Genomic DNA, 15,805 nt, shown 5'->3' on the forward strand with positions numbered 1-15,805 from the left:
ACCTTCTCGTAATATTAATGAGAAGGTGTTTTATTTTTGTTAGGATATCAAGGCAGGTATTTAGGAGAAGTTCACAAATTAATATGAAATTTTGGGGGATGAACATGAATTCAGTAATGCAAACTTTGGAGTATTTTCACAAAGGTGGACTAGTAATGTATCCATTATTAGTTTGTTCAATGATAGTGATCGCAGTCGCGGTAGAAAGATGGCTTTATTTTAAAAGTGTAGACTCTGGGAATGATTTTTCAGAAAGATTTTGTCAGTATTTGCGCAATAATGAGTGGGAGCAAGCTTTAACACTAGCAAGCAATACTGCAGGAGAAAATGCGAGAATTTTAGTTGCGAGTATGCAACGAGTGGAACAAGGCCAAAAAAATATTACTGCTTTTATGGAAAGTGAAGCATGTATGATAATTGCCCGGTTGCGTTTTAGATTAAGCTACTTGGGCGTTATAGTAACAATGGCGCCATTATTGGGGTTATTAGGAACTATAGTAGGAATGATATCTTCGTTTAGTGTTTTTGATCTTCAAGCTGGACAACCAACAGCAATTACAGCAGGAATTGGCGAGGCACTAATTGCGACGGCTACAGGTATTTGTGTGGCAGTTTTAGCCTTAGTAGCCCATTCTTATTTTGCCCAACGCTTAGATTCAATGATTACTAATATTGAAGAATGTGGGAGTAAGTTAAATGAACAAATAGATAGAGGAGATTTGTAGCTATGAGACTAAGAGATCGCCGAATTATAAAGCCGCCTGAGCTAATGATAATTCCGATGATAGATATAATGTTTTTTTTATTAGTGTTTTTTATGTTGGGAACTATGTATATGATTGAATTAAAAACTATTCCAATAAAATTACCCACAGCAACAAATACTACTTTAGAAGTGAAAAGCACTTTTTCCGTTACCATGAAAGAAGATGGAAGTTTGTGGTTAGAAGATAAGAAAATAGATTTAAGCAACTTACTTATGCAAGCAAAAATTGAAAAAAATAATAATCCTAATTTTGCTATTATAATTAGAGCGGATAAAAATATTGATTATGGCAAGGTAGTAAAACTTTTAGATCAAATAAAAGGGGCAGGAATTACGCGTTTTGGATTAGCTACAGATAGTGGGGTGTGAATAAAAAATTATGAATAAAAGAGCAAATATCGGACTAATTAGCTCGGTTGCTTTTCATGGGCTACTTATCTTAGCATTAGCATTTTCAGGAATATTTTCGAGTTTGCATAAGCAAAGTAAAATGTTAGAAATAACTTTTGTTGATATTGCAGGTGGTGGCGGCGGTGGTGGCAGCTCACCTGTTTATAATCCTAGCCCGGCTAAGCCTTTAACTTCGGAGAGTAGACAAGCAATATCTGAGCGAACTGTAGTGGCAGATTACTCTAAAGATAGTATTAGCTCACCAGAAGTAGCACCTACAACAGAAGTTGTTGATAATGGTTTTGAAAACGCAGAAGCCACAGAAGTTGCTGGGAGTGGTTCAGGTAGCGGTTCAGGCTCAGGTAGTGGCTCTGGTTCAGGTTCAGGTTCAGGCAGTGGTTCAGGTTCAGGTTCAGGCAGTGGTTCAGGTTCGGGCAGTGGCACGGGCACCGGGAGTGGTTCAGGAAATCAAGTTAGTATTCCTCCACGCCTATTACGAAGCTCTAACCCAGCTTATCCTAGTCAAGCGCGACAAGCTGGAATAACTGGACAAGTTGGCTTGCGCATTAGGGTAGATGCAGACGGTGAAGTATCTGATGTGCAAGTTATAGCCTCTTCCGGTAGTGAGGTTTTGGATAATGCAGCGCTCAAAGAAGTTTGGAAATGGCAATTTTCTGCAGCCAAAAATGCTTTTGGCAAGAAAGTAGCTTGCTATGTTACTAGAACAATTAATTTTAGTTTAAATAACCGTTAAACGCGAGGGAAAAATGATTAAACTTCAAGAAGTAAATAAAAAATTTGCTCAAAATATCGCTGTAGACAATTTATCACTTCATATTAGACCAGCGGAGATATTTGGCTTATTAGGCTCTAATGGAGCTGGAAAAACCACAACTATGCGAATTATGACTTTAATTAGTCAAATAAATTCGGGAAAAGTTTATATTGCTAATGAAGATATTTTCCAAAATCCCACTAAAATTAAGCCTTTAATTGGTGTGGTACCGCAACATTTTAGCTTGGAACATGAACTAACAGCGCGGGAAAACTTGATTTTGCATGCCCGCTTATACCATATAAATCCCTCAAAACAACAGGAAATTATTAATAGCACGCTAGAATTTATGGAACTAGAAGATCATGCAGATCGTTTAGTGAAAAACTATTCTGGGGGCATGAAGCGGCGTCTAATGATAGGCGCTGCTTTAATGCATAATCCGAAAATTTTATTTCTTGACGAACCAACTGTAGGCTTAGATGCACAGGTGCGAAGGAAAATTTGGGATAGTATTAGACTGAAAAATAAAGAGGGGATGACCATAGTTTTGACAACACACTATATTGAAGAAGCAGAGGAACTGTGCCAACGGGTGGCAATAATGCAACGCGGTAAGTTGCTAGCACTAGATGAAGTAGAACTATTAAAAAGTAAGTGCGGAAAGTATCTTGTTGAATGGTTCGAAAAAACACAAAGAAAAACTAAATTCTTTCAACATTTAAATGAGGCAAAATTATTTACAAGCAAATTAGACATGGAAAGTAGAATTAAAACCAGTAATCTAGAAGATGTATTCGTGGAATTAACAGGAAGAAAATTAAATGATTAGAGAAATTACCTATGATATTTATACTATTTTGTGGCAAGACTGGATAAGTTTTAAAAAAAGCTTTTTAAAATTTTTATTATCACGCATGATTACACCTATCCTTTATATTGTTGCTTTTGGTTTTGGGCTAGGTAAAAATGTTAATTTAGGAACTGGCAATTATCTTGAATTTATTATTCCGGGGATGATTGCTTTAAACTCAATGAACATTGCTTATAATACAGTAGCTCATCCTTTAGCTATTTCACGCATTTATTATAAGACTTTAGAAAACTTTTTAATTGCGCCAATTAATCCGCGCGCTATTATTATTGGCAAAATTTTAACAGGCGTATTTCGGGCCATTTTATCTAGTAGCATTATTTTGCTTATTGCCTTTGTACTAGATTTGAAATTGATTTTTGGCATAGGATTTTTTGCCGTGTTATTGCTTAATTCAGCAGTTTTTGCAGCTATTGGCTTAGTGGTTGGCTTGAGAGTAATGAGCAGTGAAGAACTAAACAATTTTAGCTCGTATATCTTAATGCCGATGTCTTTTTTATGCGGAACATTTTTTAGTACGGAGGTGTTTCCTGCATATATAAAAAATTTAGTGGGCATTTTGCCTCTTACACCTGCAGCCAATCTTTTGCGTGCTCTAGCACAAGGTGAAAGTTATGATTATAAATTTATTTGCATATTAATAATTTATTTATTAATAACATCTGTGTATGCGCATAAATTGCTTCTGAAAAAAAGCAGAGAATAAAACAGATAAAGGAAAATTTTAATGTTGAAAATCTTAATATTATTAGGAATATTTTTTTTGCAAAATGTAAGCCTTGTTTTTGCCCAAAACATTTCTTTAGAGGCGAAATTTCCTTATTTACTTAGTGAGAATCTAGAAGAAAGCATTGCAACTTATAGCACTAAAGCTTTATATCTAAATATTGAAAATAGAAACAACAAACAAGCAGATATAGTTGAAGTAGAAATTAATATTCCCAAAAACTTAGAAATAGCTAAAGCTGATTGGCAAGTTTTAGAGACTGAAAATAGTTATCTTTTGAAAAAAACATTTAAAATAGAACCGGCTTATGGAAATAATTTTGAGTTATTGTATTTTAAAGCTTTGCCAAACTTACCTTTAGGAGAAAAAAAAATTTATGTAAAGCTTAAGTCGAGTACCGAAGAAATAACTAAAGATATTAGCTTCCAGCATATTCTAGGCGAACTACAAAGTAAAACTAGTGATTCAAAAAAATTAATCAAAGAAAACTGGTATATTCACAATTTTGTTTTGCCTGTAGATAGTAATGGTATTAAAGATGACCGAGTTGATGCGGGAACTATTTATATTAAAGATATTAGTTTGGAAACTTTACGTAATAAGTTTCTCGGTGAAGGTGTCGTAAATTGGAGTAAAGTATATAACCATCCAGCTACCTTTGTATCTTTAGAACTGCGTAACCCTAATATGGATACTAGGTTAGTAAAATTCAGAGCAGAGTTATTAGATAAAAATACTGGAAAAGTATTGCCAGGTTTAACGACAGCTGGACAAGTAAATGAAAATCAAGAAAATTACAATCAAACAGGCGATACAGCAAGTTTAGCTTTACTAGCCTTAACAGGTAAAAAAAATCAAATTTTTACTTTACCTTTATATATTGATTATGCGCAAATTATTCCTGGGGAGTATGTTCTGAAGCTTACTTTAAGTAGCGGACAAGAAGATAAAATTAGAGAAGTTCCGATAAAAATAATTAAAAACAGGGTTTCTGGAATGTACGCCTTAGCCATATCTTGTGCTAGTTTTTTAACTTTGATCTTGCTTATGTATAAATTAAAAACAACTATAGCAAAAATTGCTGCTAAAGGTGCAATTACTATTGCTTTATTTGCGGCAATTAGTTTTGGTTGCATAACTGTGCCGACCACATTTTTAGGCGATTTATTGCAAGTTTTTTTAGGCCCTTTTTCTGGTTTAATAACAGGTTTATTAAGCGGGATTGTTTTATATAGTTTATTAGTGGCATTACTGGTTTTATATAGAGAAGCTGGCGTAGTTGCTTTATTTTTTTTATTGAAATTATTGCTAGCGGCACTATTATTTGGTCGAATAACGCCTTTAGGCCTGCTGATGTGTGCTGTAAACATAGTTTTTATTGAAATTGCTTTGCAAATTACCAATTTTTATAAACCAGCAACAATTAGTAAGCGCCGAATAATTGCGATATCTTTAGCATTAGGAATTACAGATGCGAGTATTACTTATGTTAACTTAGAACAGATGATGTTTTTTTATCGCCTTTATTATGCAAGTTGGTATATAGGTTTGCATATGCTATTTAATGGAATTTTATACAGTAGTATTGGCTCCTATCTAGGTTTTAAATTAGGTGATAAACTGCAGCAGATAATGGGGGAATAGAAATAATGCTCGATTTAAGCAAAATTAGCTATAGATATAAAAATCGCCTGAAATTTACTTTGCGGGACATTGACTTGCAAATTAATCAAGGGGAAATGCTGTTGATAGCTGGTCGTACAGGATGTGGAAAATCAACTCTCTTAAAAGTTATGAACGGCTTATTGAGCAAAGATAGTAAGGGAGAACTTAAAGGCCAGGTTAAGCTAAATTCTGAAAACTTGCACGACATGTCGATTGCTGAAATTGGCTTAAAGATAGGTACAGTTTATCAAACACCAGACGATCAGTTGTTTGCAATGTCGGTAGCAGATGAAGTTGCTTTTATTTTAGAAAATCAAAATTTTTTGGCAGAAGATATAACCAAACAAGTTACTTGGGCTCTAAAGCAAGTAGGGCTTGCAGGTTTAGAAAAACGTAGTATTCATACATTGTCAGGTGGACAACGCCAAAGATTAGCGTTAGCTTCTGTTATTGTTAGTAAGCCTCAAATTTTAATACTCGATGAACCAATTAGTCAAATGAACCCTGCGGGGGTATTAGCGTTTTTAGAGTTATTAAGTGCTTTAAATAAAAAATTAAATATGACGATTATCATTGTTGAGCATCGTGTTCATGAATTAATTAATTATTTTGAACGGATAGTATTTTTAGAAGCAGGCAAAGTTGTATATGATGGAAAATTAAAAACACTGTGGAGTGAAGTAAGCCAGAAAATTTTTTTTGGCTTGCGTGAGCCAGAGTTAATTAGACTGGCAAAAACTTTAAAGTTAGGACGATATTATTTGGATTTAGAAGAGTTAGCAACTGAAATTACCAATAAGTACCAGTTTACTCAAAGCGCCTATGCTCAACAGATAATTTCAACACCCATACCGCCTAGGAATGAAGAACTATTAATGAAAATTAATAATTTACATTACACTTACCCCAACTCTCAAAAAGAAACTTTGCAGGGTGTGAATTTTTATTTAAAACAAGGGGAAGTTGTGGCCTTAATGGGTAGCAATGGTGCTGGGAAAAGTACTATTTTAAATTTAATTGCCGGATTAATTAAAAACTATCAAGGTGAAATTGATATTTTAGGTGGTAGTATCGAAGTCAATAGTTATAAACTAGGTTTTTTAAGACAAGAGCCAGATTTAATGCTGTTAGCTGACACAGTGCGCGAAGAAATTTATTGGAAAAACAAAAAATTGGACAATACTAAATACCTGATGCTTATAAAACAATTAGGGTTAGAAGACTTGACAGATGATTTTCCCCTGGCCTTAAGCAAAGGGCAACGCCTACGGGTAGTGTTGGCTAGTATTTTAGCTCGGGAACCCAAAATTCTTTTACTTGATGAGCCTACTACTGGGCAAGACCAAGAGAGTCTTAATGACATAAAAAAGGTCATTAAACTGTTTAAAGAAATAGGAGGTGTGCTTTTTTGTACTCATGATGTAGAATTGGCTGCGCAAATAGCGGATCGGGTTATTTTATTAAATCAAGGTTGTATTATAAGTCAAGGAGCTAGTAAACAGGTTCTAGTTATGAAAGAAAACTTAAATCAGTGTGGAGTTAGTCAACCACCAATGTTGGAAGTATCTGAAAAATTACAAATACCTCCCTGTATAACTGTCGAGGAGGTCTTTGAATATGTCCGTTAGGCAAATTTGGGAAGGTTGTGATAAGCAAGACAATTATATTGCAAAGCTTTCGGGAGAAACGAAATTATGTGTTCTATTTTTCTTTTCTTTTATGGCAATAATTGTGGATAATCCCCGCAGTTTATTTCTTCTTTTTACTTTCGCACTTAGTTTACATTTTTTTAGTCATTTATCGTTTGTGAAATGGCGACTTTTGGCAATTCTGATTTTATTAGGACTTTGGGGTTCGATGCTAAGTCAAGCATTGTTTTTTGCACAAACACCGCGCACAATTTTAATAACTTTAATTCAACCACAGACACCTTTAATTGGTTCGCTAACTGGTGGAATAAATATCTACCAAGAAGGAATTATTTACGGAGCAGTACAAGGCTTACGGTCCGCTTTAATGTTGACGATGGGTTTACTAGTTTGCTGGAATTCTGACCCGCGTCAATTACTACAAGCCCTGGTTAATTGGGGTTTATCTAGCCAATTAGCTTTTATGCTAGTTACGGCAATAAGATTTTTGCCGGTATTAGCAGCTGAGGCAAATGAAGTACTGACGGCCTTAAAACTAAGAGCTAATTGCAAAAAGAATAGAAACAGTATTTTGTTGCATCTTCCATATATTTTCAAACCCTTAATGGCTAGAACCTTGCGGCGAGCTCAAACTTTGGCGTTATCTGTAACAAGTCGGGGTATTTTTTCTAGGACAGCTCTAGCAAGAGAGATTTGGCCTAAAAGCGAACAAATTCTGTGTTCTCTGTTAGGTTTAATATTAATTTTCTTCTTGTTTGCCAAAGGCGTTTACTATATGAGCGAGCAAGGTATTTATTTTGGAAGTTTAAGAAATATTTATGATTGGACAAAGAATTATTTATGAGGATAATTAAACAAATAAAAAAAATAATGCCTGTTTTATTTTTAGCATTATCGTGGTTAATTCTATTAAATCTAACAAGTGAAAATAAACCTTGGTATATTTTTAGCACCAAAGAAAATAGTGCAATTGCCAGCGTTTCCTTGGGAGATATCGCAGTAGAAAATTATGATCGCATGGGCTTTACCAAAGGCTTGGTAGAATATGTTAAAAGCAATAATACTTGGTTGGTGGGTACGGATAAAGGAGAAATTTTATCGATTAATCAGTCTGGAGAAATTCTATGGAAAAGAGCCTTAGGCACAGCAAAACTAACTTCTCTAGCCGTAAATAATGAGGGTACAATCGCATTTATTGGCGAACAAAGCTCAATGGGCTATATATATGCTGTTGATATTATTTCCGGAGAAATTGTTTGGAAATATGCAAGTTCTGAAGTTATTGGTTCAAAATCTGAACAGCGTTCTTTACCAGGAATTATGCATATTAATGTAGATGAAGAAAAAAATGTATACTTGATTGCGTATCGTTTTTTAATGAATGCAGATAGCAGTCGCGAGTATTTTGCCAGAATAGTTGCTCTAAATCAGCAAGGTCAGGTAAAGTGGAAATATCCAGCTCAAGAAGTTATGGATAGCTGGGCTAACTGGTCTGCTTTAGGCGGTAAAGAGCAAATTGTAGTTTCTACCTCGGCTTATGAACTACGCGACGAGATGAAATATCAAGATAGCCTGTATTTTTTGAGTCAAAATACAGGCGAGTTGTTAGTTAGCCAAAAAATTAAACCTATCGAACCTTTTAGTAATACTGTAATGCGTAGTAGTCCTAATTTTAATGCCAATGGCACTTTGTTAGCAGCAAGTACTAGTGATGGTCGAGGACTACTGTTAAATGATCGGGGTGAAATTTTATGGGAAAGAAATTTATCCAAACCACAATTAATAGATGGTGCTTGGATAAATGCTAGTGCAAGAGATGCTTATATAACAGATACCGGGATAATTTTTACAACTATTAATACGTTTAATCGGGCTAACTGGCAGTTACCAACGCCTGTTGAACATCCTGGCGACAATAGTATTTTTTGCTTTGATGTTAAAGGAGAGTTAAAATATAAGGTGCGATTTTCGGGTATGGTAGAGCAATTAGCCATAAATAAGATGGTCATAGCTTGCGCTATTGGACGAAATGTGCGGACGCATAACTACGGGGTACATGGAGTTGCGGTATTAGATCCTAAAACTGGAGAAAAAACCCATTTTTTTAAAAGTGCCGGCCCGACTCAAGCCGTAGCAATTTCGCAGGATGGAAAAACAATAGCTGCTATTGAAGCTGGGGCCTTGACTCCTGATGGAAAAACAATTGGGGCCTATCGTTTGAATATTTATACTGTAAGTAAATAATAAACAACAAAAAGCTCTTTCTTTATAATGAGCTTTTTGTTGTTTAAAATATCTGTTAAGGCTATTCTATGTTTATCAAGGTTGTCTTAACATTATATTGTTGCAAGTGTTTAAGACCATAAGCTGAAGTAACAATTGTTGAAGATTTTTTCAAGATATAACCACGATACATATTTAAACAGCCATTAACGATAGTTAGATAAGCCGCTTTTTCCTGCGGATCAACGACCGTAATATCAGCATCATAACCTTCTTGGATGCTGCCTTTGTTTTTTAAATACAGCATTTTAGCGGGATTATAGCTTGTTTTTTTATTGAATTCTTTTAGAGTGAAAGCTCCAAGTTCTACTAGGCGTAAACCAGTACTTAAAATTTCATTGCGGGGAATTCCGCCGCCATCAGTGCTAATGCAATCAACGACAAACTCATTATTATCTTTTTTTGCCGTAGCCATCGCTAAGCGAGAAGTTAAAGGATTAACCGGAAAACTAACTGTTGCGTGAGGATTATTTTGCCAGTATTCTATAGCTTTAGTACCACTAGCTAGAATAACGGCATCTGCTGTTAACATATTTATGTTGGCCCAGCCATCAAAGATAGCTTGTTGCATGCCGGTTCTAGATAAAGGATATCCTCCTGCTTTGAGACAATTTTTTGTGACTTCACTAGCGATTTCGTCATTTTCGATAAAAGCAGAAGTACCGTTCATCGCTGAAAGATATGATTCGCTTTTTATGTTAGGGTTAGCCTTCAAGGCTTGGATAAGTAAGTTACTTTCCTCAAGACAATCGTAAATTGCCCCGCGACAATAGCTATTAGCATGTGCAAGATGTAGTCTGTTGTTTGCAGCTAGGCTAATTGCTTCTAAAGCGCCTTTGATGTTAGAGCCAGAATTAGTACTACCCGCATGAAAAGCGATATAGGCATGTTCTTGTTCGCAAATATCGATTGCATCACTAATACTTTGAGGTGTTAAAGGATAGTGCCCACCTAAGATTTTCAAGCCAATACCGCCGCTTTCTCGGGTTTTACGTAACAGCAACTGTAACTCTGCGGCTGAAGGGTTAGAGTTGTTAACCGTTAAATTAGGTTTTATTTGATTTAGACAGGCAATATTTAAGCCTGCACCATTTTGGCTGGCAATTTTAAAAACATCCTCAACTAACCCAGCCATATCCAAGGCTGTAGTTACCCCAGCACGTGCTAACATTGTATGTCCTCTTGCTCCACCATACTCAGAAGCTAAATGTACGTGAGGATCAATAATGCCTGCAAAAACAATTTTCCCAGTTAAATCAAATACCTCAGCTGCTTTACTTGGAGAAATTTCTGGAGCGACAAGTTGGATGAGCCCATCTTTAATGGCAATATCGCAGTAAGACTCAGTATTGGTAGCATAATCTACGAGTTTCCCAGCTTTTAATAAAAGATCATATAGCATTTTTTCACCTTCTTCTTTGTAAATATTAGCAAAAATAAACAAGGTATGCAAATTACTATTGGATAAAATTATGACTATTGGTATAAAAAATACTTGCTGGCAATTTTCCTAAATGTCACTAGCTCCTTATCCCAACGTGCAAAAACTTCTGAATTTGTTTCAGTGTTACTATAAATACTGTTTTCTCCAAGTAAAATATCTATTTTACGGGAAGTTGTATTACGGTTTAGCCAAAATTCATTTGCAGATGATAGTTTTTCTAAAACTTTAATTATTTGAAAACCGGTTTGCGCAGCATTAAAGGTTTGACGATTGGTAATATGGATTTGTGCTCCAGCACAAGTTTGTCCTGAGAATTTGCCAAATTTAGGCATAAAGCTAATCGGACGAAAAAACACCCCTGGTAAAGACAAGGAATTCATTTCTCGTGCAAATTTATAAGGATCAATATTAGGCAAGCCCACGAGCTCAAATGGTAGCGTTGTGCCAATGCCTTCCGAAGCATTAATGCCGCCAAATAAACCTGTGCAAGAATACAATAAAGCAGCATTAAGTGTTGGGATATTTGGTGAAGTCATAACCCAAGGTAAATTAGTTTCATCAAAATATAGTTGACGTTGCCAACCGAGCATAGGAATTACGGTTAAGTCAGCATTAATACCATATTCTTTGTTGAAAAGCAGTGCTAACTCGCCTACGGTCATTCCATGTCTAAGTGGTAAGGGATACAAACCGATAAAAGACTCATTGCCAGACTTTAATATCGGACCTTGCATTATACCGCTAAGTGGGTTAGGTCGATCTAAAACTACGAATTTTTTCTTGTTTTCCTGGGCCGCTTGCATAGCATAAGCCATTGTGGAAACATAAGTATAATGTCTTGTGCCTATGTCTTGAATATCGAAAACTAAAACATCAATGTTTTTTAGCATATCTGGGGTAGGTTTTTTAGTATTGCCATATAAAGTATATATGGGTAAGTTATATTCAAGACTATAACCATTATTTATATTATCACCTGCGGAAATTTGTCCTAAAAAACCATGTTCTGGTGAAAAAATTGCAGTTATATTTGTACATTCCGAAAAGATTTCTACGGATGACTTAAGATTTTTATCAATTCCAGTAGGATTGGTGATTAAACCTATCCTTTGGCCTTGAAAAAGCTCTTTATACTCGCTAATTCGTTCAATACCAAGAATAATATTTGTTTTTTGTGCATTTGCAATATTGATAGAAAAACTTAGAAATAGTATGATAATAGTAGAAATAATTTTCCTCATGCAGTTAATCTCCTTAGATTTCAATTTTATTCTAGCTTTTAAGATTTTTTTTCGAAATAACATCTTTATTTTTTTTGAAAAGATGTTATAATTAATCGATATTATTCCATATTTAGTATAGGGGTAATTTTACTGATAATCAAGGAAAGAGAGTTGTTGGTAAAATATGAAAGAAATGGTTTGTGTTAAAGAAATTTTTAAACAATTTGATTCGAGTGTGATTATCCCTGGCTTGAACTTAACAATCAATGATGGCGAGTTTATTACTTTTTTAGGACCATCTGGTTGTGGAAAAACAACATTATTAAGAATGATTGCAGGGTTAGAACAGCCTACAAGTGGCAGCATATTTCTAGATGGTAAGGATGTTACTAATTTACCACCATATAAAAGAGATGTAAATATGGTTTTTCAACAATATGCTTTGTTTCCACATATGACGGTGGAAGATAATATTAAATTTGGTTTAAAAATGAAAAATGTTGCTAGTGATGAGCAACAAAAAAGAGTTGATCAAGTTATTGCTTTAACCCAACTTGAAGAGTTACGTTATCGCAGACCCAAACAGTTGAGTGGGGGACAACAACAGAGAGTAGCAATAGCTAGAGCAGTTGTAAATAACCCCAAAGTTTTACTGTTAGATGAACCACTTGGAGCTTTAGATTATCAATTGCGCAAAAGTTTGCAACTAGAGTTGAAAAAGTTGCAGAAACGCTTAGGTCTAACATTTATTTATGTAACTCATGATCAAGAAGAAGCTTTAACTATGTCTGACCGAATAGTTGTAATGAACAAAGGGGTTATTGAACAAGACGCAGACCCTAACACGATTTATCATTATCCAGCAACTAAGTTTGTTGCTGAGTTTATTGGTGAAAGCAATTTTCTAACAAGTGCTGAAGGCATAATTGCATTAAGACCAGAAAAAATCTATCTTTCAGATGAAAACGAAGATTTAGAAAGCAACTTACCAAACTATGTCCCACACCCTAAGTCGAAATACTTTGGCAAAATTACTGATATTGTTTTTTATGGAACATTAGATAAAGTTTTCATTCAACTAGATGATAGTAAGGAAGTTGTGGTAGCATATCAATATTTTGATGATGTACGCCGTTGGCAAATCAACGAACGCGTTGGTTTGTGGTGGTATCCGCAAGACGAGGTGAAGCTAACACGATGATTAAGGGAAAACATATGGTTTTGCCAGCCATTTTTTGGTTGTTGATTTTTTTTGCGATTCCTTTGTTTTTTGTAGTGATTGTTTCTTTTATTGGAAGAACGCCTTACGGGCAACTAGTTTTTGAGTTCACCCTAAATAACTATTTAAGATTTTTAGAACCTCTCTACGTAGAAATATTCTTTCAAACAATTTTAGTTGCATTGGTAACTACAGTTGCTACATTTTTATTAGGTTATCCACTAGCTTATACAATTGCACGCTTGACGGGCAAATATCAGCAAATTGGTTTGATTTTAGTTATGATTCCATTTTGGATTAACTTTCTAGTGCGTTCTTATGCTTGGGTTATAATTTTAAGAACGCAAGGAATTTTAAATACGTTTCTATTGCATATAGGAGTAATTGAGCAACCTTTGTCATTATTGTACAACAGTAGTGCAGTAATGTTAGGAATGATATATGCGCTATTGCCATTTATGGTTTTGCCAATTTATGTTTCTATTGAACAACTAGATGGACGCTTATTAGAAGCAGCGTATGATTTAGGTGCCTCACCAGCTAAAACTTTTTTCAATATTACATTGCCACTTACTATGCCGGGCGTTGTGGCTGGTTCAATTTTAGTTTTTATATCTTCACTAGGAATGTTTGTAGTTCCAGATATTATGGGTGGTGCTAAATCAGCTTTGATTGGGAATGTAATTCAAAATCAATTTTTGTCTGCGCGTGATTGGCCATTTGGTTCAGCCCTATCGATTGTTCTTGCAGTTTTATCCTTGGTGCTAATAGTTTTATACAACAAAGCAACGAGCATGCAAAAAGGAGGGAAGAATAATGCGAACTTGGCGGCATAGTGCTTTGATGGCTTATTCTATGGCTATCTTGGCTTTTCTTTATCTCCCAATGCTGATTTTGGCAATGTATTCTTTCAATGCATCGAGAATAAATGCAACTTGGACTGGGTGGACATTAGATTGGTATATGTCATTATTTGAAAATCGCCGTGTTTTAGATGCTTTATTTAATAGTTTAATAATTGCTTTTTTTTCAACAATATTTTCTACTGGCCTAGGAACCATGGCCGCGTTAGCTTTGAAAAAATATAAATTTAAAATGAACACGGCTGTTAATGCTTTGTTGTATATGCCAATTTTAATTCCTGAAATTGTTATGGGCTTATCATTATTAGTTTTATTTGCCCAGTTGCAAATGCCTTTAGGCAAATTCACTTTAATTTTGGCTCATATAACATTTTGTTTGTCTTTTGTAATTATTACGGTAAGTGCTCGCTTAGAAGGTATGAGTAGTGAACTAGAAGAAGCTGCTCAAGACCTTTATGCAACACCTTGGCAAACTTTTAGATATGTAACTTTGCCAATAATAATGCCAGGAATTATTGCAGGGGCGTTAATGGCTTTTACTTTATCGATAGACGATTTTGTAATTAGTTTCTTTGTTGCAGGACCTAATTCAACAACTTTGCCATTATATATTTATGCTATGGTTAAACGAGGCATTACCCCCGAAATAAATGCACTATCGACAATTATGGTTTTATTTACAGTTTTACTTGTGGTAGGAGCACATTTTTTACAAGATGGATTTGCTGCAAGTAAGCATAGTAAAAAAAATTAAAGATTATTTGCTGTATAGCTGATAATAAATAATTAAATTTAAGGGGCTGATAATTGAGTTATGAAAAAAAAGGGTTGTTTTTATTTACTTTTATTGCTTATGTTTGCATTAGTTATTGCAGGATGCGGTGGTAATGTTAAGCAAGACAAGGTTAAAGACTCGAAAAGTAATAAAGTTTTGAATATTTATAGTTGGCCAGATATTTATAGTCCAGAACTGATTGCAGAGTTTGAGAAAAAGTATAATTGTAAGGTTAATTATGATGTGTTTGCTAATAATGAAGAATTACTAGCTAAAATTCAAGCAGGTGGAGCACAATATGATTTAATCCAGCCTTCAGACTATATGGTCGCGACAATGATCAAATTAGGGTTACTAGAAGAGTTAAATAAGGATAAAATGCCCAATGTAAAAGTGCGTAATACACTTTTTAAGAAACCACCTTATGATCCAGAAGGTAAATATTCAGCTGTTTATACTTGGGGGATTACTGGGATAGTTTATAATACTAAATATGTAAAAGAAACGCCTAGTAGTTGGGCAGATTTGTGGAAATCTGAGTATAAGGGTAGAACAATATTATTAAATGATTCTCGTGAAGTTATTGGCATGGGACTTAAGAAAAATGGTTTTTCGAATAGTAGCCAAGACACTAATGAAATTAAATTAGCTGTTGATGACATAAAAAAATTAGCTCCTAATATCCTAGCGTTTGATACTGATACTATAAAACAAAAATTTATAGCTGAAGAAGCTTGGATAGGTACCATGTGGTCGGGAGATGCCATATTTGCTAATCGAGATAACAAGAGCTTAGCTTTTGTTATTCCGAAAGAAAATGCTACAATTTGGGCTGATAATTTAGCGATACCTAAAGGTGCAAAAAATAAAGAGTTAGCAGAAGCCTTTATAAATTTTGTTTTTGATAAAGAGCAGAGCATTAAAAATTACGAAGCTATTGGCTATATAAATCCAGATAAAGATGCGTTAGCATTACATTCTGAAAAATATAGAGATAATCCGATTGTTAAAACTAGTTTGGCTGCTATTGAAAATAGTGAATGGCTAGTGGATGTAGGTGGTCAATTGCCACTTTATGATCGTTCTTGGACAGAAATTAAAACCGGCAAATAAGTTTTTCAGCAAGACTGTCTCAAAAAACTTTGAGACAGT

At 34.7% G+C, this 15,805-nt stretch carries 15 protein-coding genes; 13 read left to right on the forward strand and 2 right to left on the reverse strand.

Translation table 11 applies throughout. The features are described from left to right. The first annotated feature begins 104 nt into the window (after positions 1 to 104). From SUCMO_RS0105600 to SUCMO_RS0105640, 9 genes are read left to right on the forward strand one after another with little or no spacing between them, the layout of a single operon-like run. The gene (locus SUCMO_RS0105600) at positions 105 to 725 is read left to right on the forward strand and encodes a MotA/TolQ/ExbB proton channel family protein (protein ID WP_019879584.1); all 621 of its coding nucleotides are present in this window, start codon (positions 105 to 107) and stop codon (positions 723 to 725) included. Between the two features lie 2 nt (positions 726 to 727). Then, positions 728 to 1,135, forward strand: a complete 408-nt coding sequence (locus SUCMO_RS0105605; protein ID WP_019879586.1) for an ExbD/TolR family protein — start codon at positions 728 to 730, stop codon at positions 1,133 to 1,135. Positions 1,136 to 1,145: 10 nt separating this feature from the next. After that, positions 1,146 to 1,910 carry an energy transducer TonB gene (locus SUCMO_RS10975; RefSeq protein WP_019879587.1) on the forward strand — a complete coding sequence of 255 codons (765 nt, stop codon included), beginning with the start codon at positions 1,146 to 1,148 and terminating at the stop codon, positions 1,908 to 1,910. Positions 1,911 to 1,923: 13 nt separating this feature from the next. Then, entirely contained in the window at positions 1,924 to 2,763 is an 840-nt protein-coding gene (locus SUCMO_RS0105615; RefSeq protein ID WP_019879588.1) for an ABC transporter ATP-binding protein, read from the forward strand. Beyond that, positions 2,756 to 3,511, forward strand: coding sequence for an ABC transporter permease (locus SUCMO_RS0105620; RefSeq protein WP_019879589.1), 756 nt, complete (start codon positions 2,756 to 2,758; stop codon positions 3,509 to 3,511). Before SUCMO_RS0105615 ends, SUCMO_RS0105620 begins: the two co-directional genes overlap by 8 nt. Positions 3,512 to 3,532: 21 nt before the next feature. Continuing rightward, entirely contained in the window at positions 3,533 to 5,176 is a 1,644-nt protein-coding gene (locus SUCMO_RS0105625) for a hypothetical protein (protein WP_019879590.1), read from the forward strand. 5 nt (positions 5,177 to 5,181) lie between these two features. After that, positions 5,182 to 6,825, forward strand: a complete 1,644-nt coding sequence (locus tag SUCMO_RS0105630) for an ABC transporter ATP-binding protein (protein WP_019879591.1) — start codon at positions 5,182 to 5,184, stop codon at positions 6,823 to 6,825. Beyond that, the gene (locus tag SUCMO_RS0105635; RefSeq protein WP_019879592.1) at positions 6,815 to 7,690 is read left to right on the forward strand and encodes an energy-coupling factor transporter transmembrane component T family protein; all 876 of its coding nucleotides are present in this window, start codon (positions 6,815 to 6,817) and stop codon (positions 7,688 to 7,690) included. Before SUCMO_RS0105630 ends, SUCMO_RS0105635 begins: the two co-directional genes overlap by 11 nt. Next, on the forward strand, positions 7,687 to 9,090 hold the full coding sequence (locus tag SUCMO_RS0105640; RefSeq protein WP_156819254.1) for an outer membrane protein assembly factor BamB family protein: 1,404 nt from the start codon (positions 7,687 to 7,689) through the stop codon (positions 9,088 to 9,090). Before SUCMO_RS0105635 ends, SUCMO_RS0105640 begins: the two co-directional genes overlap by 4 nt. Before the next feature lie 61 nt (positions 9,091 to 9,151). Here the strand turns inward: SUCMO_RS0105640 and SUCMO_RS0105645 are convergent, their stop codons facing one another. Beyond that, complete coding sequence (locus SUCMO_RS0105645) at positions 9,152 to 10,531, reverse strand: amidohydrolase family protein (RefSeq protein WP_019879594.1); 1,380 nt, start codon at positions 10,529 to 10,531, stop codon at positions 9,152 to 9,154. A 74-nt stretch (positions 10,532 to 10,605) separates the two neighbouring features. Beyond that, the gene (locus SUCMO_RS0105650) at positions 10,606 to 11,814 is read right to left on the reverse strand and encodes an exo-beta-N-acetylmuramidase NamZ family protein (protein WP_019879595.1); all 1,209 of its coding nucleotides are present in this window, start codon (positions 11,812 to 11,814) and stop codon (positions 10,606 to 10,608) included. A gap of 166 nt (positions 11,815 to 11,980) precedes the next feature. On the opposite strand from SUCMO_RS0105650, the gene SUCMO_RS0105655 reads away from it, so the two are divergent. From SUCMO_RS0105655 to SUCMO_RS0105670, 4 genes are read left to right on the forward strand one after another with little or no spacing between them, the layout of a single operon-like run. Further along, positions 11,981 to 12,997 (forward strand): ABC transporter ATP-binding protein, encoded by a 1,017-nt coding sequence (locus SUCMO_RS0105655; RefSeq protein ID WP_019879597.1) that lies wholly within the window; start codon positions 11,981 to 11,983, stop codon positions 12,995 to 12,997. Beyond that, positions 12,994 to 13,851, forward strand: coding sequence for an ABC transporter permease (locus SUCMO_RS0105660; protein WP_019879598.1), 858 nt, complete (start codon positions 12,994 to 12,996; stop codon positions 13,849 to 13,851). Before SUCMO_RS0105655 ends, SUCMO_RS0105660 begins: the two co-directional genes overlap by 4 nt. After that, positions 13,832 to 14,632 carry an ABC transporter permease gene (locus SUCMO_RS0105665; RefSeq protein WP_019879599.1) on the forward strand — a complete coding sequence of 267 codons (801 nt, stop codon included), beginning with the start codon at positions 13,832 to 13,834 and terminating at the stop codon, positions 14,630 to 14,632. The genes SUCMO_RS0105660 and SUCMO_RS0105665 overlap by 20 nt, the downstream gene beginning before the upstream one ends. A 60-nt stretch (positions 14,633 to 14,692) precedes the next feature. Continuing rightward, positions 14,693 to 15,766, forward strand: a complete 1,074-nt coding sequence (locus SUCMO_RS0105670) for an extracellular solute-binding protein (protein WP_019879600.1) — start codon at positions 14,693 to 14,695, stop codon at positions 15,764 to 15,766. The last annotated feature ends 39 nt before the right edge of the window (positions 15,767 to 15,805 follow it).

Origin of the sequence: Succinispira mobilis DSM 6222 (assembly GCF_000384135.1) — a bacterium.
Taxonomy (GTDB): Bacteria; Bacillota; Negativicutes; order Acidaminococcales; family Succinispiraceae; genus Succinispira; species Succinispira mobilis.

Bases quoted from the DNA above. Each gene is read 5' to 3' on its own strand.
- SUCMO_RS0105625 (WP_019879590.1), top strand. From the start codon at position 3,533: ATGTTGAAAATCTTAATATTATTAGGAATATTTTTTTTGCAAAATGTA.
- SUCMO_RS10975 (WP_019879587.1), top strand. From the start codon at position 1,146: ATGAATAAAAGAGCAAATATCGGACTAATTAGCTCGGTTGCTTTTCAT.
- SUCMO_RS0105670 (WP_019879600.1), top strand. From the start codon at position 14,693: ATGAAAAAAAAGGGTTGTTTTTATTTACTTTTATTGCTTATGTTTGCA.
- SUCMO_RS0105600 (WP_019879584.1), top strand. From the start codon at position 105: ATGAATTCAGTAATGCAAACTTTGGAGTATTTTCACAAAGGTGGACTA.
- SUCMO_RS0105635 (WP_019879592.1), top strand. From the start codon at position 6,815: ATGTCCGTTAGGCAAATTTGGGAAGGTTGTGATAAGCAAGACAATTAT.
- SUCMO_RS0105640 (WP_156819254.1), top strand. From the start codon at position 7,687: ATGAGGATAATTAAACAAATAAAAAAAATAATGCCTGTTTTATTTTTA.
- SUCMO_RS0105605 (WP_019879586.1), top strand. From the start codon at position 728: ATGAGACTAAGAGATCGCCGAATTATAAAGCCGCCTGAGCTAATGATA.
- SUCMO_RS0105645 (WP_019879594.1), bottom strand. From the start codon at position 10,531: ATGCTATATGATCTTTTATTAAAAGCTGGGAAACTCGTAGATTATGCT.
- SUCMO_RS0105665 (WP_019879599.1), top strand. From the start codon at position 13,832: ATGCGAACTTGGCGGCATAGTGCTTTGATGGCTTATTCTATGGCTATC.
- SUCMO_RS0105650 (WP_019879595.1), bottom strand. From the start codon at position 11,814: ATGAGGAAAATTATTTCTACTATTATCATACTATTTCTAAGTTTTTCT.
- SUCMO_RS0105655 (WP_019879597.1), top strand. From the start codon at position 11,981: ATGAAAGAAATGGTTTGTGTTAAAGAAATTTTTAAACAATTTGATTCG.
- SUCMO_RS0105620 (WP_019879589.1), top strand. From the start codon at position 2,756: ATGATTAGAGAAATTACCTATGATATTTATACTATTTTGTGGCAAGAC.
- SUCMO_RS0105615 (WP_019879588.1), top strand. From the start codon at position 1,924: ATGATTAAACTTCAAGAAGTAAATAAAAAATTTGCTCAAAATATCGCT.
- SUCMO_RS0105630 (WP_019879591.1), top strand. From the start codon at position 5,182: ATGCTCGATTTAAGCAAAATTAGCTATAGATATAAAAATCGCCTGAAA.
- SUCMO_RS0105660 (WP_019879598.1), top strand. From the start codon at position 12,994: ATGATTAAGGGAAAACATATGGTTTTGCCAGCCATTTTTTGGTTGTTG.